This window comes from Streptomyces sp. V1I1 (assembly GCF_030817355.1).
GTDB lineage: Bacteria > Actinomycetota > Actinomycetes > Streptomycetales > Streptomycetaceae > Streptomyces.
The window spans coordinates 6,303,084-6,326,948 of the sequence record NZ_JAUSZH010000001.1 but is presented as its reverse complement, the minus strand read 5'-3'; the positions used below and the strand labels follow the sequence as shown (position 1 = coordinate 6,326,948).

Below are 23,865 nucleotides of genomic sequence, written 5' to 3'. Positions count from 1 at the left end.
ACATGACGAAAGAGCCGACGGCGGACGCCCGCGCGCTGTTCGAGGCGGTGCACAGCGGCGCGGACGACGCCGTCGTGGGACTGCTCCGGGCCGGGGTCCCCGCAGATGTGACCGATGAGGACGGGCAGACCCCGCTCTATCTGGCGGCGGTGAGCGACGAAGTCGGGATCGTCCGGGTGCTGCTCGCGGCGGGCGCCGATCCCGGGCGGGCGAGCGGCCCCGAGAGCGGGGACCTGCCGCTGTGCGGGGCCTCGGTCGGCGGGCACACCGAGGTGGTACGAGCGCTGCTCGCCGCGGGCGCACCGCCCGACCAGCAGGAGGCGTACGGCTTCACGGCGCTGCGGTGGGCGATGACGCAGGGCCACGCCGCGACAGCGTGGGCGCTGCTCGAGTACGGCGCCGACCCCGACCTGCCGGGCCCCGGCGGCGAGCAGCCGCTGGTGCTGGCCGCCCGCCGCGGCTCCCCGTCGACCGTACGGGCCCTGCTGCGGCACGGCGCCGCCGCGAAGGAGGCGGCACTCGCGGAGGCCCGGCAGTGGCTCGTACGGGATGTGGAGCGGGAGCTGCGCGAGGGGCTGTTCCGTGCGTTCGCGAAGGACGAGGGGTACGAGGCGGTGGCGCACCGGATCGAGGAGGACGGCGGGGTGACCGTCGTCGTCGAGCTGCTGCGGGACGGCACGCTGTTCGCGGGCAATGAGCAGCAGACCGGCCACGCGGCGATCGTGACGCTGCTCGAAGGGGAGTTGGGGGTCCGGACGCCGTACGCGAAGCTCGCCGAGCGGGCCCTGCGCTGCGGGGACCCCGAGCAGGACGACTGGATCGAGTCGGTGCTGGCGCTGTGGGGCCGCGGCGACGAGGAGACCTTCCAGGCGGCGTCCGCGTGGTGCGCGAGCGACGACCCGATGCGGCAGGCGTTCGCGGCGGATGTGCTGGCGCAACTGGGCTTCGCGAGCCCGGGTTCAGGGTCGGGGTCGGGGCCGGGTTCACGTTTGGGGTCGAAGGCTCCGGGCGAGTCGGCCGGACAGGACACCCGGCGGCCGTTCGCCGCCCGCGCGCTGCCCCTGCTGCGCGAGCTGTCCCGCGAGGCGCGGGAGCCCGAGCTGATCCAGGCGGTCGTCCTCGGTCTCGGTCACCACGGGGACGTGGCCGCGCTGCCGGAGATACTGCGGCATGCCGGCCACCCGGACGCGGAGGTGCGCAACCAGGTGGCGCTCTCGCTGTTCGGGCTTGTGCCGGGCGACCACGCGGAGGGCATCGAGGCGCTGATCGCGCTGAGCCGGGACGCGGACGCGCATGTCAGGGACTGGGCGACCACGGCGCTCGCGGGCGTGGACGCGGATACGGCCGAGATACGCGAGGCGCTGGCGGCGCGGCTCGGCGACCGCGACGCGGAGACCGCGGCGGAGGCGGCCCGAGGCCTGGCGATACGTCAGGATCCGCGCGCCGCACCGGCATTGGCGCGGATTCTCGCGAACGAGGACCCCGACGGGTACGCCCGCGACACGGCAGCCGACGCCGTACGCCATGTACACGACGAGAAGCTCAGGCGGCGGCTCGAACAGACCGCGCCGCGCCACCGCTGACCCAACGGCGAAGTCGCCGGCCGGCGACCTCCGCCCCGTCGATCACATGGGTCCTGCTCACGGGGCGGAGAACGGAGGATGCCGGCTCAGCAGCCGTAGTCGACGAGGTCGAACGAGGCGTAGTGATCGGCGGTGTAGTAGTCCTCCTGGACCGAGTCACCCGTGACGATGCGGCGGGCGCCGCGGTTGGAGGAGCCCGGAGTCTTGACGGTGTACTCGTGGTAGTAGCCGGTCGAGTGCGAAGGCAGGACGCCCTCGCGGTTCTGGAAGACCGTGCCGTCCTGGGGGTACGGGAACGGCCCGCCCGACTCGATCAGATCGAGCGTGTCGTGCGCCTGGGAGGGGAGGTCGGAGTGGCAGATGTCACCGACTGCGGCCGCGGCCGCGGTCGTGGGGGTGGGGGTGGGGGTGGGGGTGGCCGTGGCCTGACCGCCGATGAGGAGAGTCGAGACAAGGGCGGCGATGCCACCGAGGGTGGCGATTCGTGGGGGGATTCGCATACGCACTATTGATGCGCGTAGAACTTGACGGGTCAATGTCAACTGGGCGGAATTTCCCGGAAGTTAACCGGGTCGCGGGCGGGCGGTGTACGACCTTCACCTGTTGTCCGCGCGGCTATCGCACCCCGTACACAGGCTGCGGCGGCTCCGCCTCGGTCAGCAGCTTCAGCGCCGCGACGCCCGCATCGGCGGGGGTCCAGCGCGTGCCCTTGTCGGCGGTGGGGCCCGGCCGCCAGCCCTCCATGACGGTGATGCGGCCGCCCTCGGCCTCGAAGACGCGACCGGTCACGCCGGCGCTGTCGGCCGAGCCGAGCCAGACGACGAGTGGCGAGACGTCCTCGGGCAGGGCGGCAAGTCCGGCGAAGGTCGCCTCGGTCATACGCGTACGGGCCGCGGGCGCGATGGCGTTGACCTGGACCCCGTACCGGCCCATCTCGGCCGACGCGACCAGTGTGAGGCCGATGATCCCGGCCTTGGCTGCGGCGTAGTTGCCCTGGCCGACGCTGCCCAACAGCCCTGCGCCCGAGGTGGTGTTGACGACCCGGGCCGCCACCGGCCGCCCCGCCCTGGCCTCTGCACGCCAGTGCGCGGCGGCATGCTTGAGGGGGAGGAAGTGGCCCTTCACATGCACCCGCATCACGGCGTCCCAGTCGTCCTCGTCGAGGTTGACGAGCATGCGGTCGCGCAGAAAGCCCGCGTTGTTGACCAGCGTGTCGAGCCGTCCGTACGTCTCCAGCGCGGCGGCGACGAGAGTCGAAGCGCCGTCGGCCGTGGCGATGTCGCCGCCGTGCGCCACGGCTTCGCCGCCCGCCGCCCTGATCTCGTCGACGACCTGCTGAGCGGGTCCGCTCGATCCGCCGGCCCTGTCCAGGCTCGCGCCCGAGCCCCCGCCCGAGCCCCCGCCCAAGCCCCCGCCCAAGCCCCCGTCCAGGCCGACGTCCAGGTCGTTGACGACGACCTTCGCTCCCTCGGCGGCGAAGGCGAGCGCGTGGGCCCGCCCGAGACCGCGTCCGGCGCCGGTGACGATGACGACACGTCCCTCGCACATGCTCCTGCCGGGGGTCCGGGGGTTGCCCCCCGTGATGGCACTGCCGGTCATCTCACTTCTCCTTGTTGACAGTTGCGGCATCGAGGAAGGCGGGGCGCTCCCCGCCCCCGTGCACGAGCAGCGAGGCTCCGCTCACATAGGCCGCGCGCTGCGAGGCGAGGAAGACGGCCGCTTCGCCGATCTCCGAGGGCTCGGCGAGCCGCCCGAGTGGCACCGTGCGGCCGACCGCCGCGATGCCCTCCTCGTCGCCGTAGTGAAGATGGGACAGTTCGGTGCGGACCATGCCGAGGACGAGCGTGTTCACGCGGACTTCCGGTGCCCACTCCACGGCCATGGAGCGGGCCAGGCTCTCAAGACCGGCTTTGGCCGCCCCGTACGCCGCCGCGCCCGGCGAGGGGCGGCCGCCGCTGACGCTGCCGATCATCACGATGGACCCGCCGGACGCCCTGAGGTGCTCGTGGGCGGCGAGCGAGGCGGTCAGCGGCGCGGTGAGGTTGAGCTCGATCACGCGGGCATGGCGGGCGGCGTCGTCTGCGCATTCGCCTCCGGCGAGCATCCGGTAAGGCGTCCCGCCCGCGTTGTTGACGAGGGCGTCAAGCCGCCCGTGCCGCGCCACGACGTCGGCGAAGAACTCCCCCACCGCGGCCGGATCACGCAGGTCAAGCGGTACGAACTCGGCCCCGGCGACCGGGACTTCGGGCGGCCTTCGCGCACAGACCACCACCTTGGCGCCCGCGCGCAGGAACGCCCGGGCGATGCCGGCGCCGACGCCCCGCGTGCCGCCCGTGACGACGGCGACCCTCCCGTCCAGCTCCATCGGCTGCTACCTTCCTCACCTAACAAATGTTTGGTGGAAAGGTAGCTGATCCGCTCATGGGTGTCTCCACCGCAAGCCCCGAGAAAGGCATCTGTGTCGTCACGGTCGACTTCCCACCCGTCAACGCCCTTCCCGTACAAGGCTGGTACGACCTCGCCGACGCGGTACGGACAGCGGGCCGCGACCCAGAGATCCGCTGCGTCGTGCTCACCGCGGAGGGCCGCGGCTTCAACGCGGGCGTCGACATCAAGGAGCTGCAGCAGGATGTCGGCCACAGCGCCCTGGTGGGAGCGAACCGCGGCTGCTACGAGGCCTTCGCCGCCGTGTACGAGTGCGAAGTGCCCGTCGTCGCCGCCGTGAATGGCTTCTGCCTGGGCGGCGGCATCGGACTCGTCGGCAACGCGGACGCGATCGTCGCCTCCGACGACGCCACCTTCGGGCTGCCGGAGCTGGACCGCGGCGCTCTCGGCGCGGCCACCCACCTCGCCCGGCTCGTTCCCCAGCATCTGATGCGCGCGCTGTACTACACCTCGCGCACCGCGACCGCGCAGGAACTGCACGCCCACGGCTCGGTCTGGAAGGTCGTCCCGCGCGCTGAACTGGCCGATGAGGCACGAGAGTTGGCGCGGGAGATCGCCCGGAAGGACGGGAATCTCATCCGGCTGGCCAAGGCCGCCATCAATGGCATCGACCCCGTCGACGTACGCCGCAGCTACCGCTTCGAGCAGGGCTTCACCTTCGAGGCCAACCTCAGCGGGGTCGCCGACCGCGTCCGCGACACCTTCGGCAAGGGCACCTTCGGCAAAGCCCCCTTCGGCAAGGAGGACCAGCAGTCGTGACCGACAAGACGATGACACCCGAAGAGGTCGTGGGCCGCCTCCGCAGCGGAATGACGATCGGCATCGGCGGCTGGGGTTCGCGCCGGAAGCCCATGGCGCTGGTGCGGGCACTGCTCCGCTCCGAGATCACTGATCTCACCGTGGTCTCGTACGGCGGCCCCGACATCGGCCTCCTCGCCGCCGCCGGCCGGATCCGCAAGCTCGTCACGGCCTTCGTCACCCTCGACTCGATCCCGCTCGAACCGCACTACCGCGCAGCCCGCGAGCGCGGTGACTTCGCCCTCACCGAGATCGACGAGGCGATGTTCATGTGGGGGCTGCACGCCGCCGCCAACCGGCTGCCGTTCCTCCCGGTACGGGCGGGCATCGGCTCCGACGTGATGCGGGTCAACCCCGGGCTGCGCACGGTGACTTCGCCGTACGAGGAGGAGGAAGCCCGCGAGGAGTTCGTCGCCGTACCGGCCCTGCGGATGGACGCGGCGCTGGTCCACCTGAATCGCGCGGACCGGCTCGGCAACGGCCAGTATCTGGGACCCGACCCGTACTTCGACGATCTGTTCTGCGAGGCCGCCGACGCCGCATACGTCTGCTGCGAGCAGCTGGTGGAGACCGCCGAGCTCACCAAGGACGCCGCCCCGCAGACCCTGCTGGTGAGCCGACACTCCGTCACCGGCGTGGTCGAGACCCCGAACGGCGCGCACTTCACCTCATGCGCCCCCGACTACGACCGGGACGAGATCTTCCAGAAGCTGTACGCGGCCACCCCCTGGCCCGAATTCGCCGAGCGCTTCCTGTCCGGCACCGGCGAGCACGACTACCAGTTGGCCGTCCAGACCTGGCACGAGGAGCAGCGGTGAGCGTCAGCCGATCCGAGTACTGCGTGATCGCGTGCGCCGAGGCGTGGCGCGACAACGGCGAGGTGCTGGCCAGCCCCATGGGCCTGATCCCGTCCATCGGGGCCCGGCTGGCCAAGCGCACCTTCTCGCCCGATCTGCTGCTGACCGACGGCGAGGCGATGCTGGTCGGACTCGACGGGACGGTCGAAGGGTGGCTTCCGTACCGCCGCCATCTGACCATGGTCACCGGCGGCAGGCGGCACGTGATGATGGGCGCCGGCCAGATCGACCGCTTCGGCAACCAGAACATCTCCTGCGTCGGCGACTGGGAGCGGCCGAAGCGACAGCTGCTGGGGGTGCGCGGCGCGCCCGTGAACACCCTCAACAATCCGGTCAGTTACTGGGTGCCGAAGCACTCCGCGCGGGTCTTCGTCGGGCGCGTCGACATGGTGTGCGGTGTCGGCTACGACCGAGCGGCCGGGGCGCGCTATCACCGTATCCCTCGGGTGGTGTCCGACCTCGGCGTCTTCGACTTCGCGACCCCCGACCGCTCGATGCGCCTGGCGTCCGTGCATCCCGGTGTCACCGTCGAGCAGGTCCGGGAGGCGACCGGCTTCTGCCTGGTAATCGGCGACGACGTCCCCTGCACACGCGAACCGAGCGCCGATGAGCTGCGTCTGATCCGCGACGTCATCGACCCGAAGGGCCTGCGCGAGCGCGAGGTCAAGGGCTGATGGAGACCGCCCTCACCAAGCTCACCGGCGTCAGGCACCCGGTCGTGCAGACCGGCATGGGATGGGTGGCCGGACCCCGGCTGGTCTCCGCCTCCGCCAACGCCGGCGCGCTGGGCATCCTCGCCTCCGCCACGATGACCGCCGACCAGCTGCGGCAGGCTGTCCGCGAGGTCAAGTCCCGTACGGACGCGCCCTTCGGGGTCAATCTCCGCGCCGACGCCGGCGATGCCGGGGACAGGGTCCGGATCATCATCGACGAAGGCGTACGGGTCGCTTCCTTCGCCCTGGCGCCCTCCCGCGAGCTGATCGCCGAGCTGAAGGACTCGGGCGTGATCGTCATCCCCTCGGTCGGGGCCCGCAGGCACGCCGAGAAGGTGGCCGCCTGGGGCGCGGACGCGGTGATCGTCCAGGGCGGCGAGGGCGGCGGCCACACCGGCGATGTGGCAACGACCGTGCTGCTTCCGCAGGTTGTGGACGCGGTCGACATTCCGGTGATCGCGGCCGGGGGCTTCCATGACGGGCGGGGGCTGGTCGCGGCGCTCGCCTACGGCGCGGCGGGCATCGCGATGGGCACCCGTTTTCTGCTCACGTCGGACTCGACCGTGCCGGACGCGGTCAAGGCCCGGTATCTGGCGGCGAGCGTCAAGGACATCACGGTCACCACCGCCGTCGACGGGCTCCCGCACCGGATGCTCCGTACGGATCTCGTCGACTCCCTTGAACGGGCGGGCCGTACGAGAGCACTGGCACAGGCCGTCCGCCGGGCTGCCGGCTTCAGGAAGATCTCGGGCCTGTCCTGGCCGCAGATGATCCGCGACGGTCTGGCCATGAAACACGGCAAGGAGCTGAGCTGGAGCCAGGTCCTGCTCGCCGCCAACACCCCCATGCTCCTCAAGGCATCCATGGTCGAGGGCCGCACCGACCTCGGCGTGATGGCCTCGGGGCAGGTCGCCGGGCTGATCGAGGACCTCCCCAGCTGTGCGGAGCTCGTCGCCCGGGTGATGTCCGAGGCCCGGCACGTGCTCGGCGCCCTGCCCGTCGCAGAGTGATCCGGGCTTCGAGGTCAGGCCTCGCGGTTGAGCTCTACGACAACGTCCTCGAGGCGGTTCATCGAGATCTGCATGCCGCGTTCCATGCCCGAAGCGATATGGCCGTCACGGTGCTCCTGGCTGGTGTGCAGGACGGTGATGGACATCGTCGTCACGCCGTCACGCTCGTCGAACACGATGGTGTCGAGCGCCGCGGCGTCGGGAAAACCCTCGAACACCTCGGTCGAGACGATGCGGCGCGGAGCCTCGATCGTGCGGTTCCGCCGGTCGGCCTGAAATTTCGGGCCGACCGGCCGAATGTTCAGCCTCGCCGGCGGTTGAGTCGCGGGGCCCTGGGGCGGAGCCCCGAAACCAAGCCCCGCCGGCGATTGAGGTGCGGGGCCCAGGGCCGGAGCCCAGGGGGACGCCCGCGGCCGCGACCCCGCTTTGCGCTAAACCGCTGTGCGGCGGCCCCCCTGCGCCCCGCCCTGCGCGCCGCGGCCCGGGCGGCCGCCCTGGCCGCCGCGGCGGCCGCGGGTGCGCGCGCCGGCCGCGGTGCCCGACTGGGCGCCGCCACGGCCGCCCTGGCCCGGGACCTGGGCGCGGCGCCGCTGCGGGCGCTGCTGCACCACCGGCTGCGGCACCTCGATCGTGATCGCGACCCCCGAAGGCTCACGCGCCCCGGTGAGACGGCTGAGCTCGTCGTCGCTCGACTTGATCCTCGCCGTGCGCGGGGCGATACCCGCGTCCGACATCAGCCGGGTCATCTCACGCCGCTGCTCAGGCAGCACCAGCGTCACGACGCTGCCGGACTCGCCCGCCCGCGCGGTGCGCCCACCGCGGTGCAGATAGTCCTTGTGGTCGACGGGCGGATCGACGTTCACGACCAGGTCGAGATCGTCGACATGGATCCCACGGGCCGCAACATTCGTCGCGACCAGCGCGGTGACCTGCCCGGTCTTGAACTGGTCGAGCGTGCGGTTGCGCTGCGGCTGCGAGCGGCCGCCGTGCAGGGCCGCCGCCCGTACTCCGCTGGCGAGCAGTCGCTTGGCGAACCGGTCGGCGCCGCGCTTGGTGTCCACGAAGAGGATCACCCGGCCGTCGCGGGCCGCGATACGCATGGCCACGGCCTTCTTGTCCGTCTCGTCCGCCACGTGCAGCACATGGTGCTCCATCGTGGTGACCGCGCCCGCGGACGGGTCGACGGAGTGCACGACGGGATCGGTGAGAAACATCCGTACGAGCCGGTCGATGTTCTTGTCCAGCGTCGCCGAGAACAGCATCCGCTGACCGTCCGCCTCGACCTGCTTGAGCAGCGCCGTGACCTGCGGCATGAAGCCCATGTCGGCCATCTGGTCAGCCTCGTCGAGGACGGTGATCGCCACCTGGTCGAGCACGCAATCGCCACGCTCGATCAGGTCCTTGAGCCGCCCGGGCGTGGCCACGAGCACCTCGGCGCCGCGCCGCAGCGCGCCCGACTGCTTGCTGATCGACAGCCCGCCGACGACCGTCGTCAGCCGCAGCTGCACGGAGGTCGCGTACGGCGAAAGAGCGTCGGTGACCTGCTGCGCGAGCTCACGCGTCGGTACGAGGACGAGCGCGAGCGGCGCCCGCGGCTCGGCGCGCCGACCCGCGGTGCGGGCGAGCAGCGCGAGCCCGAAAGCGAGGGTCTTGCCGGATCCGGTGCGCCCGCGGCCGAGTATGTCGCGGCCGGCGAGGGAGTTCGGCAGCGTCGCTGCCTGGATCGGGAAGGGCTCGGTCACGCCCTGCGCCGCGAGGGTCTTCAGCAGGGCGGCCGGCATGTCCAGCTCGTCGAACGCCTCGACGGCAGGCAGCGCGGGTGTGATGGTTTCCGGCAGCGTGAATTCCTGCGGGGACGCCACCTTGCGGGCGGGAGCCTTGCCGGAACCCTTCACTGGGCCCTGGGCGCGGGAATTGACCGGGCGCTTTCGGGTCGGGCGGGCCGGGCGTTCGGAGCGAGTCATGCGGATATTGCCCTCCTGGGCATGTGAGACAGCACAAGCCGGGGCCCGCACCTTCACGGTGCGGGCCCCGGCTGCGAGGTTCGCGTCCAGCTATTAGGCCGGGACGATGTTCTCCGCCTGCGGGCCCTTCTGGCCCTGCGTGACGTCGAAGGAAACCTTCTGGCCCTCCTGGAGCTCGCGGAAGCCCGAGGTAGCGATGTTCGAGTAGTGGGCGAAGACGTCGGCGCCGCCGCCGTCCTGCTCAATGAAGCCGAAGCCCTTTTCCGAGTTGAACCACTTCACGGTTCCAGTAGCCATGTCATTCTCCTAAAACAGGGGCAAGCCGGAAACCCACACCTCGTGAGTTTCCCGTCGCGATATTGAGCCCCATCCGGAGAAGCCGGAAACAATAATGTGCGCCTGAGGAAGCATTCCCGTCAGGCGCACACAAAGTTCATGGGTACCAAAACTGCAACGCCCTCACCGTAGCACGCCCGCGCCGGAAAGGCTCGTGTTCACAGCCGTTCGATGATCGTGACGTTGGCCTGACCTCCCCCTTCACACATCGTTTGCAGTCCGTACCGGCCTCCCGTGCGCTCCAGTTCATACAGGAGCGTCGTCATCAGCTTCACGCCCGTGGCGCCCAGAGGATGACCCAGTGCGATCGCACCGCCGTTCACATTGACCTTGTCCGGGTCCGCGCCCGTCTCCTTCAGCCAGGCGAGCACCACGGGCGCGAAGGCTTCGTTGATCTCGACCAGATCGAGGTCGTCGATCGACATGCCGGTCTTCTTCAGCGCGTACGCCGTCGCCGGGATCGGCGCCGACAGCATCCGGATCGGGTCCTCGCCCCGTACGGAGAGATGGTGGATCCGGGCCCGCGGGGTGAGGCCGTGCTCGGCCACGGCCCGCTCGCTCGCGATCAGCATCGCCGCCGCGCCGTCCGAGACCTGCGAGGAGCAGGCGGCCGTGATGGTGCCGCCCTCCAGGACCGGCTTCAGGGCCGCCATCTTCTCCAGCGTCGTGTCGCGCCGCGGACCCTCGTCGACCGTCACGTCTCCGTACGCCACAAGCTCCCGCTCGAAGCGGCCCTCGTCGATCGCGCGGATCGCACGCCGGTGGGACGTGAGCGCGAACACCTCCATGTCGCGCCGCGAGATCCCCCACTTCTCCGCGATCAGCTGCGCGCCGTGGAACTGGTTGACCGGCTGGTCGCCGTACCTGGCCCGCCAGCCCTCGCTGCCCGCGAACGGGCCTTCGGTCAGTCCGAGCGACTCGGCGGCCTGGCGGGACGCGAAGGCGATCGGGATCTGCGTCATGTTCTGGGTGCCGCCGGCGACGACCAGGTCCTGGGTGCCCGAGAGCACGCCCTGCGCCGCGAAGTGCACGGCCTGCTGCGACGACCCGCACTGGCGGTCGATCGTCACGCCCGGGACCTCTTCGGGCAGTCCCGCCGCCAGCCATGCCGTACGGGCGATGTCTCCGGCCTGCGGGCCCACCGTGTCCAGGCAGCCGAAGACGACGTCCTCGACGGCGGACGGGTCGACTCCGGAGCGTGCGACCAAGGCCTTCAGTACATGCGCGCCCAGGTCCGCCGGGTGGACCTGGGCAAGGCCGCCCTTGCGCCTGCCCACCGGGGTGCGTACCGCTTCGACTATGTAGGCCTCGGCCATGACAACTCCTCGATCGGTTACGTACGTACGGCGATCCCGTCCAGCACCATGGACAGGTACTGCCGGGCGATCTCCTCGGGGCTGTGCTGCCCGCCCGGCCGGTACCAGGAGGCGGCCACCCACACGGTGTCGCGCACGAACCGGTAGGTGAGCCGGATGTCCAGGTCGGCGCGGAAGACCCGGTCCGCGACACCGCGCTCCAGCGTCCCGAGCCACGCCTTCTCGAACTTCTGCTGCGAGTCGGTGAGGTAGTGGAAGCGGGGCTGGGCCGCCAGGTGCCTGGACTCCTTCTGGTAGATCGCGACGGCGGCGCGGTGCCGGTCGATCTCCCGGAAGGACTCGGTGACGAGGGCCTCGATGGTCTCCCTGGGCCCGAGCCCGGCGGCGAGCACGGCGTCGTACCCCTGCCAGAGCTCGTCGAGGAAGGTGGAGAGGATCTCGTCGAGCATCGATTCCTTGGAATCGAAGTGGTAGTAGAGGCTGCCGGCGAGCATCCCCGCCTCGTCCGCGATCTTGCGGACGGTGGTGGCGTTGTACCCCTGGGCGGCGAACACCTCGGCGGCGGTGTCGAGGAGCTCGCGGCGGCGCTCGGGCGAGGCGCTCACCTGGGTCTTCTTCTTGCTGTTGGTCGGCACCCGACCATTCTCGTCCTACGCATGCTGGCTGCTGACGGAGAGGACCTCGCCGGTCAGGTACGAGGAGTAGCCGCTGGCCAGGAAGACGATGGCGTTGGCGATCTCCCACGGTTCGGCGTACCGCCCGAAGGCCTCCTTGGCGGTCAGCTCCTGAAGCAGTTCGGCCGATGTGACCTTCACCAGGTGCGGATGCATGGCGAGGCTGGGGGCGACGGCGTTGACGCGTACGCCGTACTCCGCGGCCTCGATCGCCGCGCAGCGGGTGAGCGCCATGACTCCGGCCTTGGCGGCGGCGTAGTGGGCCTGGCCGGCCTGGGCGCGCCAGCCGACGACGGAGGAGTTGTTGACGATCACCCCGCCGCGGCCGGTCGCCCGGAATGAGCGCAGGGCGGCCCGGGTGCAGCGGAACGTGCCGTTCAGGGTGACGTCGAGGACCTTGTCCCACTGCTCGTCAGTCATGTCGGCGAGTGCGGCGGTGCCGCCGAGGCCGGCGTTGTTGACCACGATGTCGAGTCCGCCGTGGTCCCGTACCGCCTTCTCGAACAGCGCCTGGACCTGGGCCTCCTCGGTGACGTCGCAGGGCACTGACGTCACGGCGGCTGTGCCGAACTCCTCGGCGAGCGCGGCCTCGGTCTCCTTGAGGCGGCGTGCGTGCGCGTCTGAGATGAGGATGCGCGCGCCCTCCTGAAGGAATTTCCGGGCGGTCGCGCCGCCGATCCCGGCGCCGGCCGCGGCGGTGATCACGGCCGTACGGCCTTTCAGGAGGTCGTGACCCGGTACGTACTGCGCCCTGTTGTCCGTCACGGCGGCAGGTTAACCTACCAAACACTTGTTAGGGAAGGATGCGCGAATGGACCTGTACCACTCCGCCGACGAGGAGGCCTTCCGCGCCGAGGCCCGCGCCTGGCTCGCCGCGCATGTGCCCGCCGAGCCCCTGCCGTCCCTGGAGACGCGGGAGGGCTTCGCGGCGCACCGCGCGTGGGAGGAGCGGCTCTACGCGGACCGCTGGTCGGTCGTCTCCTGGCCGCGGGGGTACGGCGGCCGGGGCGTCGACATCTTCCAGTGGCTGATCTTCGAGGAGGAGTACTACGCGGCGGGTGCACCGGGCCGGGTCTCGCAGAACGGCATCAACCTCCTCGCCCCCACGCTCTTCGACCACGCCACGCGGGAGCAGCGGGCCCGCGTGCTGCCCGCGATGGCGAGCGGCGAGGTGATCTGGGCGCAGGCCTGGTCGGAGCCCGAGTCGGGCTCCGACCTCGCGTCGCTGAAGTCCCGCGCGGTGCGGACGGACGGCGGCTGGCTGCTGAGCGGGCAGAAGACCTGGTCCTCGCGGGCGGCCTTCGCGGACCGGGCGTTCGGCATCTTCCGCACCGACCCCGATGCGCCGAAGCCGCATCACGGCCTCACCTATCTGATGTTCGACCTGTCGGCGCCGGGCGTGACGGTGCGTCCCATCGGCCGCCTCGACGGCAAGCCCGCCTTCGCCGAGCTCTTCCTCGACGAGGTCTTCGTCCCCGACGAGGACGTGATCGGCGAGCCGGGTCAGGGCTGGCGGATCGCGATGTCCACGACGGGCAACGAGCGGGGGCTGACGCTGCGCTCCCCCGGCCGTTTCCTCGCCGCGGCGGACCGTCTCGTACGGCAGTGGCGCGCGAGCGCCGATCCCGCCGACACGGCATTGCGCGACCGGGTCGCGGACGCGGTGATCGGCGCGCGTGCGTATCAGCTCTTCACCTACGCGAACGCCTCGCGCTTCGCGGCGGGGGCGAACATCGGCGCGGAGTCGAGCCTGAACAAGGTCTTCTGGTCGCAGTACGACATCGCGCTGCACGAGACCGCGCTCGATCTGCTGGGCCCGATCGGGGAGTTGGCGGAGGGCGAGTGGGCGGAGGGGTACGTCTTCTCGCTCGCCGGCCCCATCTACGCCGGTACGAACGAGATCCAGCGCGACATCATCGCCGAGCGTCTGCTCGGCCTTCCGAAGGGCCGCCGCTGATGCGTTTTCTGCTTGACGACGAACAGGCGGCGTTCGCCCGCTCGCTGGACGCGCTGCTGACGGCGTCGTACACACCGTCGACCGCCCGCGCCTGGTCCACCGGGAACCACGCCCCTGGCCGGGCGCTGTGGTCACGCCTGGCCGAGGCGGGAGTCTTCGCGCTCGCGATCCCGGAGCCGTACGAGGGAGTGGGCCCGCTCCCGGTCGAACTGACGGTGGCCTTCACGGAGTTGGGCCGCCACGCGGTGCCGGGCCCGCTGGTGGAAACAGTGGCCGCGGCGGCGCTGCTGTCGCGGCTGGCCGAGCTGGGCGACGCGTCCTCCGCCAAGCGGCTGCTGCCGGGTCTCGCGTCGGGCGACTCGACGGCGACGCTCGCGATGACAGACGGCGGACCGTACGCGCTGGACGCGGACGCGGCGACGGTGACGCTGGTGGTGTCGGCCGCGGCTGCTCCGGTCGCCGAGCTGCGTATCGCGGCCGGGCACGGCGTGGCGCAGGCGTCCGCCGACCCCGCGCGGCGGCTGTCCGTGCCCACCGGCGGAGGCGAGGTGCTGGCCGCCGGGCCGCACGTGGACGCCGCCGCCGCGTATGCCGCGGACGTCGCGCGTCTCGTCACCGCCGCGCAAGCCCTCGGCGTCGGGCTCGCTCTCCTCGACCGGACCGTTGCGTACGTCAAACAGCGCACCCAGTTCGGGACCGCCATCGGCTCCTTCCAGGCGGTCAAGCACCGGCTGGCGGACACCCTCATCGGGCTCGAGTTCGCCCGGCCGCTGCTCTACGGGGCAGCCCTGTCGATGGCCCCCGCCGATATCGCCGCGGCCAAGGTGACCGCGGGCGAGGCCGCGTACGCCGCGGCCCGCACCGCGCTCCAGCTCCATGGAGCGGTGGGCTACACCGACGAGCTCGACCTCTCGCTCTGGCTGCGCAAGGCGCGTCCGCTGCGCGACGCCTGGGGCACCCCCGGCCAGTGCCGGGCGCGGGTGCTGGGCGTATGACTCAGCGGCGCCGCTGCGTGCGGACCGCCGCGCCCGGCTGCCAGGTCCGTACGACCAGTTCCTCGCCGTCGACGTACGTCTGAACCACCTCGCCCAGCTCGACGCGGAAGAGATGGAACGGCTCCGGTGGCTTGACTTCCGCCACGAACCGGGCCTTCTCCCCAGGATCGGTGACCTCCACCGCGCGCCCGGCGATCCGGACGTCACCGCCGCCCATGGAGTCGTCGGCGCCGGGGTTCGCCTGGAGGGCGAAGCGCGGATCGCGCTTCAGGTCCTGCGCCTTACGGGAGCCCGGCATCATGCCGAGCCACAACTCACCGGAGCGGAACGTCACCTCAAGACCCGTCACCCGCGGCGAACCGTCCTTGCGCAGCGTGGCCAGCACATGGTGCTTGTACTGCTCGAATCGCTTCTGCACGGTCTCCGCGAAGCCCGGCTCCGCCGCCCGGAAGTCTGCCCATGAATTCGATGTCATGGAGCCATGAAACCGGGAAAGCAGGACATCTCCTGTCAGGATTAACCCGCCCATGGCCCCCGCCCACGGCCCCGCCCCCGCTCACCGGGTCCGCAGCGTGACGACCGCCGCGTGCCCCTCCGTACGCAGCGAGCCGGGCGAGTCGTCCAGCACCGCCGCGTCGTACTGCCCGAGCGTCACGCGCGCATCCTCCAGGACCGTGGGCCCGTCCACCGCGACGATCACGACCGTCGAGCCGGGCTCCACCACTACCCGCAGTCCGCCGCGCACCACCGAGGTCAGGCAGGCCGTACGGCCCCTGCGGTGCATGACGTTGAAGTTGACGACGGGCCCGCCGAGGAGGCGTCCGTCGGTCTCCACATCACCGGGGAAGTCGTAGGGCCGGTACCGCTCATCGGCCAGTGTGCGCTGCCCGCCGACCATGAGGTCCATCCCGGCACCCTCGACCACGGTCAGCGTCCGGTCGATCCCGGAGAACGCGGAGAACGGTCCCTCCGCGCCGACGTCCGCGAGGCTGATCCGCCAGTCGAAGGCGTCCATCCCGGCCCCCTCGGGCGAGACGGCGATCTCGCGGGTGACGCCGCCGCCGTTCTTCCACGGCACGGCCGCCCGGTCGGCTGCCCTGAACACCCGTACCGTCATCGCACGATGCCTTGCGCACGGGCCGCCGCCAGCCAGCTGGGGAACTCGGCGACCAACCGGTCGTAGAGCTCCATGTCCGGGACCTGCCGCGGGTCGAGTCCGGCGTGGAAGAAGCCCGCGTTGTCGACGGCGCGTTTGGCGGGCACGGCGAGTTCGTCGAGCTTGTGCAGGAAGTCGAACTGCGAGCTGCGCTTGTTGCCGAAGCCGATGAACTGCCAGAACAGCGGCAGCTTCGCGGCCTTGCACAGATAGCGTTCCGCCGCGTGCTTGCTGATCGGGCCGCCGTCCGTCTGGAAGACGACCAGCGCGGGCGCGGTCGAGCCGCTGTCGATGTAGTGGTCGATGACCGCGTCCATGGCCAGGTGGTAGCTGGTCTTGCCCATGTGCCCGAGGCCCGCCACGATCTCGTCGACCCGGCCGCGGTGGTTCTCCAGGGCGATGTCCGTGACCGCGTCGATGTCCGTGGAGAAGAAGACGACGGGCACGGATCCGTCGTCGTCGAGGTGTGCCGACAGACCGAGCACCCGGTCGGCCAGGGCCTGGACGCTGCCGTCCTTGTAGTAGTCCTTCATGGAGCCGGAGTAGTCGAGCACCAGATAGACGGCCGCGCGCTCCCCGCTCAGCCGGTGCTTGTCCAGGGAAACACCGGCGCTCTTGTAGAGGCTGACCAGCGCGGGAGCGGTCTCCTCGATCTTGCGGAGACTGATGGCCGCCATGCGGGGCTCCGTTCGTTCCATATGACGGGAAGACAGGGGAGACGAGACTACGTCCAGAACGCACCGCGGCGCCTGCCCAGTCCGGTCGGGGACAGGGGCAGGCGCCGCGTTACAGGGTCCGGGGGGTGAGCCCCGGTTCTACCAGCCCGTACGTCGTTGTACGGGACGTCTATTGGAGGTGGAACTCAGACCGTCAGCGCACGGTCCGTCGGGCGGATCGGAGCCGGCAGTTCGCTCGCCCCCGTCAGGTAGCGGTCCACACCGCGCGCCGCCGAGCGGCCCTCGGCGATCGCCCACACGATCAGCGACTGACCACGGCCCGCGTCACCCGCGACGTACACGCCGTCGACGTTCGTCGCGAAGTCCGCGTCCCGCGCAACGTTGCCCCGCTCGTCCAGCTCCAGGCCGAACTGCTGGACCAGACCGTTCTCCTGGTCCGTGCCGGTGAAGCCCATCGCGAGGGTGACCAGCTGCGCGGGCAGCTTGCGCTCCGTGCCCGGCTTCTGGGTGAGCTTGCCGTCGACGAACTCCACCTCGACCAGGTGCAGGAACTGCACGTTCCCCTCGTCGTCGCCCTCGAAGTGCGTCGTCGAGACGGAGTAGACCCGCTCGCCGCCCTCCTCGTGCGCCGAGGTGACCTTGTAGAGCATGGGGAACGTCGGCCACGGCTGGCCCGACGGCCGCTCCTCGCCGGGACGCGGCATGATCTCCAGCTGGGTGACGGAGGCCGCCCCCTGGCGGTGGGCCGTGCCCACGCAGTCCGCGCCGGTGTCGCCGCCGCCGATGACGACGACGTGCTTGCCCTCAGCGGTGATCGGGGGAGCGACGAAGTCACCCTCCTGCACCTTGTTGGAGAGCGGCAGGTACTCCATCGCGAAGTGGATGCCGTTCAGCTCACGGCCGGGGACCGGCAGGTCGCGGGAGACGGTCGCGCCCGCCGCGATGACCACCGCGTCATAGCGCCGGCGCAGCTTCGCCGCGTCGATGTCACGGCCGATCTCCACCTCGGTACGGAACTTGGTGCCCTCCGCGCGCATCTGCTCGATACGGCGGTTGATGTGCACCTTCTCCATCTTGAACTCGGGGATGCCGTACCGCAGCAGCCCGCCGATGCGGTCCGCGCGCTCGTACACCACGACCGTGTGACCCGCCCGCGTCAGCTGCTGCGCCGCGGCCAGACCCGCCGGGCCCGAGCCGATGACCGCCACCGTCTTGCCGGAAAGCCGCTCCGGCGCCTGGGGCCGTACGTCATTGCTGTCCCAGGCCTTGTCGATGATCGAGACTTCGACGTTCTTGATGGTGACGGCCGGCTGGTTGATGCCGAGGACGCAGGCCGACTCGCACGGAGCGGGGCACAGACGGCCGGTGAACTCCGGGAAGTTGTTGGTCGCGTGCAGCCGCTCGCTCGCGGCCGCCCAGTCCTCGCGGTAGGCGTAGTCGTTCCACTCGGGGATGAGGTTCCCCAGCGGACAGCCGTTGTGGCAGAACGGAATGCCGCAGTCCATGCAGCGGCCGGCCTGCTTGCTGATGATCGGCAGCAGCGAGCCGGGAACGTAGACCTCGTTCCAGTCCTTCACGCGCTCCGCGACGGGGCGGGACTTGGCGACCTCGCGGCCGGTGGTCAGGAAGCCCTTGGGGTCAGCCATTGGTCGCCGCCTCCATCATCTTCTCAGTGGTCTCCTGCTCGGAGAGACCGGCGAGCTCAGCGGCGTCCTTGGCGGCGAGCACTGCCTTGTACGTGGTCGGGATGATCTTGCTGAATCGGTCCACCGCGACGGACCAATCTGCCAGCAGCTTCGCTGCGACGGTGGAGCCCGTCTCCTCCTGGTGGCGGCGCACGACATCGTGCAGCCACTCCTTGTCGGCGTCCGAGAGGGCCTCGATGGCATCGACATTGCCGACGTTGACGTTGTCGCGGTCGAGATCGATGACGTACGCGACACCGCCGGACATGCCGGCTGCGAAGTTACGTCCGGTCTCGCCCAGCACCACCGCGTGGCCGCCGGTCATGTACTCGCAGCCGTGGTCGCCCACGCCCTCCGAGACGACCGTGGCCCCGGAGTTACGGACGCAGAACCGCTCGCCGGTGCGGCCGCGCAGGAACAGCTCGCCGCCGGTCGCACCGTAGGCGATGGTGTTGCCCGCGATGGTGGAGTACTCGGCGAGGTGGTCGGCGCCCCGGTCCGGGCGGACGATGACGCGGCCGCCGGAGAGACCCTTGCCGACGTAGTCGTTGGCGTCGCCCTCCAGGCGCAGGGTGACGCCCCGCGGGACGAACGCGCCGAAGGACTGGCCCGCCGAGCCGGTGAAGGTGATGTCGATGGTGTCGTCGGGCAGGCCCGCGCCGCCGAACTTCTTCGTCACCTCGTAACCGAGCATCGTGCCGACGGTCCGGTTGATGTTGCGGATCGCGACCTGCGCGCGGACCGGCTGGGCTTCCTCGGCGGTAGCGGCGTTCAGCGCTTCGGCGGCGAGCTCGATCAGCTCCTTGTCGAGCGCCTTCTCCAGGCCGTGGTCCTGCTCGACCAGCGCATGGCGCACCGCGCCGTCCGGCAGCTCGGGGACGTGGAAGAGCGGAGCCAGGTTGAGGCCCTGCGCCTTCCAGTGGTCCACGGCCCGCTCGGTCTCGAGGAGTTCGGCGCGGCCGACGGCCTCCTCGATCGTACGGAAGCCCAGCTCGGCGAGGAGCTCACGGACCTCCTGGGCGATGAACTCGAAGAAGTTGACGACGTACTCGGCCTTGCCGGAGAACCGGTCCCGGAGGGTCGGGTTCTGCGTGGCGATGCCGACCGGGCAGGTGTCCAGGTGGCAGACGCGCATCATGATGCAGCCGGAGACGACGAGCGGCGCGGTCGCGAAACCGAACTCCTCGGCGCCGAGCAGCGCGGCGATGACGACGTCCCGGCCGGTCTTGAGCTGACCGTCGGTCTGGACGACGATGCGGTCGCGCAGGCCGTTGAGCAGCAGGGTCTGCTGGGTCTCGGCGAGGCCGAGCTCCCAGGGGCCGCCCGCGTGCTTCAGCGAGGTGAGCGGCGAGGCGCCGGTACCGCCGTCGTGGCCGGAGATGAGGACGACGTCCGCGTGCGCCTTGGAGACACCGGCGGCGACCGTGCCGACACCGACCTCGGAGACCAGCTTCACGTGGATGCGGGCGGCCGGGTTGGCGTTCTTGAGGTCGTGGATCAGCTGAGCCAGGTCCTCGATGGAGTAGATGTCGTGGTGCGGCGGCGGCGAGATCAGCCCGACGCCCGGGGTCGAGTGCCGGGTCTTGGCGACCCAGGGGTAGACCTTGTGGCCGGGCAGCTGGCCGCCCTCGCCGGGCTTGGCGCCCTGCGCCATCTTGATCTGGATGTCGTCCGCGTTGACCAGGTACTCGCTCGTCACGCCGAAGCGGCCGGAGGCGACCTGCTTGATGGAGGAGCGGCGCTCCGGGTCGTACAGCCGGTCCGCGTCCTCGCCGCCCTCACCGGTGTTGGACTTGCCGCCCAGCTGGTTCATGGCGATGGCGAGGGTCTCGTGCGCCTCGCGGGAGATCGATCCGTACGACATCGCGCCGGTGGAGAAGCGCTTGACGATCTCGGAGACCGGCTCGACCTCGTCGATGGAGATCGGCTGGCGGTCCGACCTACCGTTCTCATTTGTCTTTAGGGCGAACAGGCCGCGCAGCGTCATCAGCCGCTCGGACTGCTCGTTCACACGGTCCGTGTACTTCTTGAAGATGTCGTACCGCTTGGTGCGCGTGGCGTGCTGGAGGCGGAAGACCGTCTCCGGGTCGAACAGATGCGGCTCGCCCTCACGCCGCCACTGGTACTCGCCACCGATCTCCAGCGCGCGGTGCGAGGCCGCGATGCCGGAGGCCGGGTACGCCTTGGCGTGCCGGGCAGCGACCTCCTTGGCGATGACGTCGAGTCCGGCTCCGCCGATCTTCGTGGCGGTGCCGTTGAAGTACTTCTCCACGAAGGCCTCATCGAGACCGACGGCCTCGAAGACCTGCGCGCCGCGGTAGGAGGCGACCGTCGAGATGCCCATCTTGGACATGACCTTCAGGACACCCTTGCCCAGCGCGTAGATCAGGTTGCGGATGGCCTGCTCGGGCTCCAGGCCCTCTATGAAGGTGCCGGCCCGGACCAGGTCCTCGACGGACTCCATCGCCAGGTACGGGTTGACGGCGGCCGCGCCGTAACCGATGAGGAGCGCGACGTGGTGCACCTCGCGTACGTCGCCGGCCTCGACCAGCAGGCCCACCTGGGTGCGCTGCTTGGTCCGGATGAGGTGGTGGTGGACGGCGGAGGTGAGCAGCAGCGACGGGATCGGCGCGTGCTCGGCGTCCGAGTGCCGGTCGGAGAGAACGATCATGCGGGCGCCGTCCTCTATGGCGGCGTCGACCTCGGCGCAGATCTCCTCGATGCGGGCCGCGAGGACGTCGCCGCCGCCGCTGACGCGGTAGAGACCGGAGAGGGTCGCGGCGGTCATGCCGGGCATGTCGCCGTCGGCGTTGACGTGGATGAGCTTGGCCAGCTCGTCGTTGTCGATCACCGGGAAGGGCAGCGTGACCGACCGACAGGAGGCCGCGGTCGGCTCGAGCAGGTTGCCCTGCGGGCCCAGCGAGGAGTGCAGCGAGGTGACGAGCTCCTCGCGGATGGCGTCCAGCGGCGGGTTGGTGACCTGCGCGAACAGCTGGGTGAAGTAGTCGAAGAGCAGCCGGGGGCGCTCGGACAGGGCCGCGATCGGGGAGTCCGTACCCATGGAGCCGAGCGGCTCGCCGCTGGTCCTTGCCATGGGCGCGAGGATGACGCGCAGCTCCTCCTCGGTGTACCCGAAGGTCTGCTGGCGGCGGGTGACCGAGGCGTGGGTGTGGACGATGTGCTCGCGCTCGGGCAGGTCCTCGAGCTCGATCTCGCCGGCCTCCAGCCACTCCTGGTACGGCTGCTCGGCGGCGAGGGCCGACTTGATCTCGTCGTCCTCGATGATGCGGTGCTCGGCGGTGTCGACGAGGAACATCTTGCCGGGCTGGAGGCGGCCCTTGCGGACGACCTTGGCCGGGTCGATGTCGAGGACGCCGACCTCGGAGGAGAGGACGACGAGTCCGTCGTCGGTGACCCAGTAGCGACCCGGGCGCAGGCCGTTACGGTCGAGGACCGCGCCGACCTGGGTGCCGTCGGTGAAGGTGACACAGGCCGGGCCGTCCCAGGGCTCCATCATCGTGGAGTGGTACTGGTAGAAGGCGCGCCGGGCCGGGTCCATGGAGTCGTGGTTCTCCCACGCCTCGGGGACCATCATCAGCACGGAGTGCGGCAGGGAGCGGCCGCCGAGGTGCAGGAGCTCCAGGACCTCGTCGAAGGACGCGGAGTCGGAGGCGTCCGGCGTACAGACCGGGAAGATCCGCTCCAGCTTCTCCGCCCCGAAGAGCTCGGAGGCGAGCTGCGACTCGCGGGCACGCATCCAGTTGCGGTTGCCCTTGACCGTGTTGATCTCGCCGTTGTGCGCGACGAAGCGGTACGGGTGGGCGAGCGGCCAGCTCGGGAAGGTGTTGGTCGAGAACCGCGAGTGCACGAGCGCGACGGCGGTCGCCAGGCGGCGGTCCGAGAGGTCCGGAAAGAAGGGCTCCAGCTGGCCGGTGGTCAGCATGCCCTTGTAGACGATGGTGCGGGCGGAGAGCGAGGGGAAGTAGACGCCGGCCTCGCGCTCGGCGCGCTTGCGCAGCACGAACGCCTTGCGGTCCAGTGCGATGCCCTTGCTGGCGCCGTCCGGTCCGTCCGACACGAAGAGCTGGGAGAAGGCCGGCATGGTGGCGCGCGCGCCGTTGCCGAGCAGATCCGGGCTGACCGGGACCTCGCGCCAGCCGAGGACCGTCAGGCCCTCCTCGGCGGCGATCTTCTCAATGCGTGAGACGGCTCCCGTGGAGTCGTCGGCCGGCAGGAAGGCGATACCGACGGCGTAGGAACCGGCTTCGGGAAGTTCGAAGTCGCCGACCTCACGCAAAAATGCGTCGGGGACCTGAAGCAGGATGCCGGCGCCGTCACCCGAGTCGGGTTCGGAGCCGGTGGCACCGCGGTGCTCGAGATTACGCAGTACGGTCAGCGCCTGCTCGACCAGCTCATGGCTGGCAACACCGGTGAGGGTGGCCACGAACCCGACGCCGCATGCGTCGTGTTCGTTACGGGGGTCGTACATCCCCTGGGGGGCGGGGCGACCGTCCATGGGCGACCAGGCGTCGGAACGCATCGGCACTCCCGTCGTCGTCGTGGCATATGCAACTGCCGAGGGACGACGTTGGCCCTCCGCGAAATTTCGTGCAGGTTACATGATGGAGTGCTTCTCGGAAAGCGGATAGCTCGTTCCAGCATGCGGACACCGCACAAAGCGGTGAAGGCGGGTCACAGTCGGACAGATCGATATCCGCCGGCCCATCGCAGATCAGGCTCCATTGCCCACAGCGTCTACGGCTCATGCCCGGTGGTTAAGGACTCGAAACCGCGGAGTAACGGCTACATATGTAGCTCCATGCATAGTGTCTCACCTGAGGCGGTTTTCTCAGAGAGGGCGTACGTCACAACCTTCGGGGGCGACCGGCCCGGACCGCAAGGGCCGCGGGTCAGAGAGCCGCGCCGAACAGCGCCCCGAGCCCGTAGGTGACGGCCGCCGCCGTGCCGCCGAGGACCAGCTGGCGCAGTCCGCTGTACCACCAGCTGCGCACGGTCACCCGGGCCACGAGCGCACCGCAGGCGAAGAGCCCGACCAGAGCGAGCAGCACCGCGGGCCACAGGGAGCTCGCGCCGAGGAGATACGGCAGTACGGGCAGCAGCGCGCCCAGCGCGAACGAGCCGAAGGACGAGACGGCGGCGACGGTCGGCGACGGCAGGTCGTCCGGGTCGATGCCGAGCTCCTCGCGGGCGTGGATCTCCAGCGCCTGCTCGGGGTCCCTGGAGAGCTGCATCGCAACTTCACGGGCCAGCGCGGGCTCGACGCCGCGGGCCACGTACAGCGCGGCGAGCTCCTCCATCTCGTCGACCGGGTGCTTACGCAACTCCCGCCGCTCCACGTCCAGTTCGGCCTCGACGAGCTCCCGCTGGGAGGCCACCGAGGTGTACTCGCCGGCCGCCATAGAGAAGGCGCCCGCGGCGAGTCCGGCGAGCCCCGTGATGATGATGGTCTGCTGGGACACGGCGCCGCCCGCGACACCGGTCATCAGGGCGAGGTTGGAGACCAGTCCGTCCATCGCGCCGAATACCGCGGGGCGCAGCCAGCCGCCGTTGACATCACGGTGGGTGTGGTTGTCGCGGTGCGCTGCGTGGAGCGTCGCCTCGGTTTCGATGATGGACACAGTTCTCCCCTTCTCCGGCAGCGGGCCCGTGGTCCCGCTCCCCCCTCAACACCCTCGAAA

22 protein-coding genes are annotated in these 23,865 nt (G+C 70.5%); 7 read left to right on the top strand and 15 right to left on the bottom strand.

Annotated elements, in window-relative coordinates; genetic code table 11:
- Positions 1 to 2: 2 nt before the first annotated feature.
- The gene (locus QFZ67_RS29615) at positions 3 to 1,583 is read left to right on the top strand and encodes an ankyrin repeat domain-containing protein (RefSeq protein ID WP_307664113.1); all 1,581 of its coding nucleotides are present in this window, start codon (positions 3 to 5) and stop codon (positions 1,581 to 1,583) included.
- A gap of 86 nt (positions 1,584 to 1,669) precedes the next feature.
- Here QFZ67_RS29615 and QFZ67_RS29610 read toward each other — a convergent pair whose 3' ends face one another.
- From QFZ67_RS29610 to QFZ67_RS29600, 3 genes are all read right to left on the bottom strand, one after another.
- Entirely contained in the window at positions 1,670 to 2,083 is a 414-nt protein-coding gene (locus QFZ67_RS29610) for a ribonuclease (protein WP_307664112.1), read from the bottom strand.
- Between the two features lie 115 nt (positions 2,084 to 2,198).
- Entirely contained in the window at positions 2,199 to 3,182 is a 984-nt protein-coding gene (locus QFZ67_RS29605; protein ID WP_307664111.1) for an SDR family oxidoreductase, read from the bottom strand.
- Between the two features lies 1 nt (position 3,183).
- Entirely contained in the window at positions 3,184 to 3,948 is a 765-nt protein-coding gene (locus QFZ67_RS29600; RefSeq protein ID WP_307664110.1) for an SDR family oxidoreductase, read from the bottom strand.
- A gap of 56 nt (positions 3,949 to 4,004) precedes the next feature.
- On the opposite strand from QFZ67_RS29600, the gene QFZ67_RS29595 reads away from it, so the two are divergent.
- From QFZ67_RS29595 to QFZ67_RS29580, 4 genes are read left to right on the top strand one after another with little or no spacing between them, the layout of a single operon-like run.
- Positions 4,005 to 4,787 carry an enoyl-CoA hydratase family protein gene (locus QFZ67_RS29595; RefSeq protein WP_307664109.1) on the top strand — a complete coding sequence of 261 codons (783 nt, stop codon included), beginning with the start codon at positions 4,005 to 4,007 and terminating at the stop codon, positions 4,785 to 4,787.
- Positions 4,784 to 5,644 carry a CoA transferase subunit A gene (locus QFZ67_RS29590; RefSeq protein WP_307664108.1) on the top strand — a complete coding sequence of 287 codons (861 nt, stop codon included), beginning with the start codon at positions 4,784 to 4,786 and terminating at the stop codon, positions 5,642 to 5,644. The genes QFZ67_RS29595 and QFZ67_RS29590 overlap by 4 nt, the downstream gene beginning before the upstream one ends.
- Positions 5,641 to 6,357 (top strand): CoA-transferase subunit beta, encoded by a 717-nt coding sequence (locus QFZ67_RS29585; protein ID WP_307664107.1) that lies wholly within the window; start codon positions 5,641 to 5,643, stop codon positions 6,355 to 6,357. The genes QFZ67_RS29590 and QFZ67_RS29585 overlap by 4 nt, the downstream gene beginning before the upstream one ends.
- A complete protein-coding gene (locus tag QFZ67_RS29580) occupies positions 6,357 to 7,406 on the top strand; it encodes a nitronate monooxygenase family protein (protein ID WP_307664106.1) in 1,050 nt (349 codons plus the stop codon). Before QFZ67_RS29585 ends, QFZ67_RS29580 begins: the two co-directional genes overlap by 1 nt.
- A gap of 14 nt (positions 7,407 to 7,420) precedes the next feature.
- Here QFZ67_RS29580 and QFZ67_RS29575 read toward each other — a convergent pair whose 3' ends face one another.
- The 6 genes from QFZ67_RS29575 to QFZ67_RS29550 form a co-directional block, all read right to left on the bottom strand.
- The gene (locus tag QFZ67_RS29575; protein ID WP_307666012.1) at positions 7,421 to 7,705 is read right to left on the bottom strand and encodes an SRPBCC domain-containing protein; all 285 of its coding nucleotides are present in this window, start codon (positions 7,703 to 7,705) and stop codon (positions 7,421 to 7,423) included.
- Positions 7,706 to 7,837: 132 nt separating this feature from the next.
- Positions 7,838 to 9,370: a DEAD/DEAH box helicase gene (locus tag QFZ67_RS29570; protein ID WP_307664105.1), complete on the bottom strand. Its 1,533-nt coding sequence runs from the start codon at positions 9,368 to 9,370 to the stop codon at positions 7,838 to 7,840.
- A 93-nt stretch (positions 9,371 to 9,463) separates the two neighbouring features.
- Entirely contained in the window at positions 9,464 to 9,667 is a 204-nt protein-coding gene (locus QFZ67_RS29565; RefSeq protein WP_003969786.1) for a cold-shock protein, read from the bottom strand.
- Positions 9,668 to 9,864: 197 nt separating this feature from the next.
- Positions 9,865 to 11,022, bottom strand: coding sequence for an acetyl-CoA C-acetyltransferase (locus QFZ67_RS29560; protein ID WP_307664104.1), 1,158 nt, complete (start codon positions 11,020 to 11,022; stop codon positions 9,865 to 9,867).
- A gap of 17 nt (positions 11,023 to 11,039) precedes the next feature.
- Positions 11,040 to 11,657 carry a TetR/AcrR family transcriptional regulator gene (locus QFZ67_RS29555; RefSeq protein WP_307664103.1) on the bottom strand — a complete coding sequence of 206 codons (618 nt, stop codon included), beginning with the start codon at positions 11,655 to 11,657 and terminating at the stop codon, positions 11,040 to 11,042.
- A gap of 15 nt (positions 11,658 to 11,672) precedes the next feature.
- Entirely contained in the window at positions 11,673 to 12,461 is a 789-nt protein-coding gene (locus QFZ67_RS29550) for an SDR family oxidoreductase (protein WP_307664102.1), read from the bottom strand.
- A 46-nt stretch (positions 12,462 to 12,507) separates the two neighbouring features.
- Between QFZ67_RS29550 and QFZ67_RS29545 the strand changes: the two genes are divergently transcribed.
- Both QFZ67_RS29545 and QFZ67_RS29540 read left to right on the top strand, forming a co-directional pair.
- Positions 12,508 to 13,653: an acyl-CoA dehydrogenase family protein gene (locus tag QFZ67_RS29545; RefSeq protein WP_307664101.1), complete on the top strand. Its 1,146-nt coding sequence runs from the start codon at positions 12,508 to 12,510 to the stop codon at positions 13,651 to 13,653.
- Entirely contained in the window at positions 13,653 to 14,648 is a 996-nt protein-coding gene (locus QFZ67_RS29540; RefSeq protein ID WP_307664100.1) for an acyl-CoA dehydrogenase family protein, read from the top strand. The genes QFZ67_RS29545 and QFZ67_RS29540 overlap by 1 nt, the downstream gene beginning before the upstream one ends.
- 1 nt (position 14,649) lies before the next feature.
- Here the strand turns inward: QFZ67_RS29540 and QFZ67_RS29535 are convergent, their stop codons facing one another.
- From QFZ67_RS29535 to QFZ67_RS29510, 6 genes are all read right to left on the bottom strand, one after another.
- Positions 14,650 to 15,123 (bottom strand): pyridoxamine 5'-phosphate oxidase family protein, encoded by a 474-nt coding sequence (locus QFZ67_RS29535; protein WP_307664099.1) that lies wholly within the window; start codon positions 15,121 to 15,123, stop codon positions 14,650 to 14,652.
- Between the two features lie 81 nt (positions 15,124 to 15,204).
- Positions 15,205 to 15,765, bottom strand: coding sequence for a HutD family protein (locus QFZ67_RS29530; protein WP_307664098.1), 561 nt, complete (start codon positions 15,763 to 15,765; stop codon positions 15,205 to 15,207).
- Positions 15,762 to 16,481: a VWA domain-containing protein gene (locus QFZ67_RS29525; protein ID WP_307664097.1), complete on the bottom strand. Its 720-nt coding sequence runs from the start codon at positions 16,479 to 16,481 to the stop codon at positions 15,762 to 15,764. The genes QFZ67_RS29530 and QFZ67_RS29525 overlap by 4 nt, the downstream gene beginning before the upstream one ends.
- A 185-nt stretch (positions 16,482 to 16,666) precedes the next feature.
- Positions 16,667 to 18,127 carry a glutamate synthase subunit beta gene (locus tag QFZ67_RS29520; RefSeq protein WP_307664096.1) on the bottom strand — a complete coding sequence of 487 codons (1,461 nt, stop codon included), beginning with the start codon at positions 18,125 to 18,127 and terminating at the stop codon, positions 16,667 to 16,669.
- Complete coding sequence (gene gltB, locus QFZ67_RS29515; RefSeq protein WP_307664095.1) at positions 18,120 to 22,706, bottom strand: glutamate synthase large subunit; 4,587 nt, start codon at positions 22,704 to 22,706, stop codon at positions 18,120 to 18,122. Before gltB ends, QFZ67_RS29520 begins: the two co-directional genes overlap by 8 nt.
- Before the next feature lie 370 nt (positions 22,707 to 23,076).
- Positions 23,077 to 23,805 (bottom strand): VIT1/CCC1 transporter family protein, encoded by a 729-nt coding sequence (locus QFZ67_RS29510; protein WP_307664094.1) that lies wholly within the window; start codon positions 23,803 to 23,805, stop codon positions 23,077 to 23,079.
- Positions 23,806 to 23,865: the final 60 nt, after the last annotated feature.

What these genes read in the sequence shown, in the direction of transcription:
- QFZ67_RS29615 (WP_307664113.1), top strand. Translation starts at nt 3, where the DNA reads ATGACGAAAGAGCCGACGGCGGACGCCCGCGCGCTGTTCGAGGCGGTG.
- QFZ67_RS29610 (WP_307664112.1), bottom strand. Translation starts at nt 2,083, where the DNA reads ATGCGAATCCCCCCACGAATCGCCACCCTCGGTGGCATCGCCGCCCTT.
- QFZ67_RS29605 (WP_307664111.1), bottom strand. Translation starts at nt 3,182, where the DNA reads ATGACCGGCAGTGCCATCACGGGGGGCAACCCCCGGACCCCCGGCAGG.
- QFZ67_RS29600 (WP_307664110.1), bottom strand. Translation starts at nt 3,948, where the DNA reads ATGGAGCTGGACGGGAGGGTCGCCGTCGTCACGGGCGGCACGCGGGGC.
- QFZ67_RS29595 (WP_307664109.1), top strand. Translation starts at nt 4,005, where the DNA reads ATGGGTGTCTCCACCGCAAGCCCCGAGAAAGGCATCTGTGTCGTCACG.
- QFZ67_RS29580 (WP_307664106.1), top strand. Translation starts at nt 6,357, where the DNA reads ATGGAGACCGCCCTCACCAAGCTCACCGGCGTCAGGCACCCGGTCGTG.
- QFZ67_RS29570 (WP_307664105.1), bottom strand. Translation starts at nt 9,370, where the DNA reads ATGACTCGCTCCGAACGCCCGGCCCGCCCGACCCGAAAGCGCCCGGTC.
- QFZ67_RS29565 (WP_003969786.1), bottom strand. Translation starts at nt 9,667, where the DNA reads ATGGCTACTGGAACCGTGAAGTGGTTCAACTCGGAAAAGGGCTTCGGC.
- QFZ67_RS29560 (WP_307664104.1), bottom strand. Translation starts at nt 11,022, where the DNA reads ATGGCCGAGGCCTACATAGTCGAAGCGGTACGCACCCCGGTGGGCAGG.
- QFZ67_RS29545 (WP_307664101.1), top strand. Translation starts at nt 12,508, where the DNA reads ATGGACCTGTACCACTCCGCCGACGAGGAGGCCTTCCGCGCCGAGGCC.
- QFZ67_RS29540 (WP_307664100.1), top strand. Translation starts at nt 13,653, where the DNA reads ATGCGTTTTCTGCTTGACGACGAACAGGCGGCGTTCGCCCGCTCGCTG.
- QFZ67_RS29535 (WP_307664099.1), bottom strand. Translation starts at nt 15,123, where the DNA reads ATGACATCGAATTCATGGGCAGACTTCCGGGCGGCGGAGCCGGGCTTC.
- QFZ67_RS29530 (WP_307664098.1), bottom strand. Translation starts at nt 15,765, where the DNA reads ATGACGGTACGGGTGTTCAGGGCAGCCGACCGGGCGGCCGTGCCGTGG.
- QFZ67_RS29525 (WP_307664097.1), bottom strand. Translation starts at nt 16,481, where the DNA reads ATGGCGGCCATCAGTCTCCGCAAGATCGAGGAGACCGCTCCCGCGCTG.
- QFZ67_RS29520 (WP_307664096.1), bottom strand. Translation starts at nt 18,127, where the DNA reads ATGGCTGACCCCAAGGGCTTCCTGACCACCGGCCGCGAGGTCGCCAAG.
- gltB (WP_307664095.1), bottom strand. Translation starts at nt 22,706, where the DNA reads ATGCGTTCCGACGCCTGGTCGCCCATGGACGGTCGCCCCGCCCCCCAG.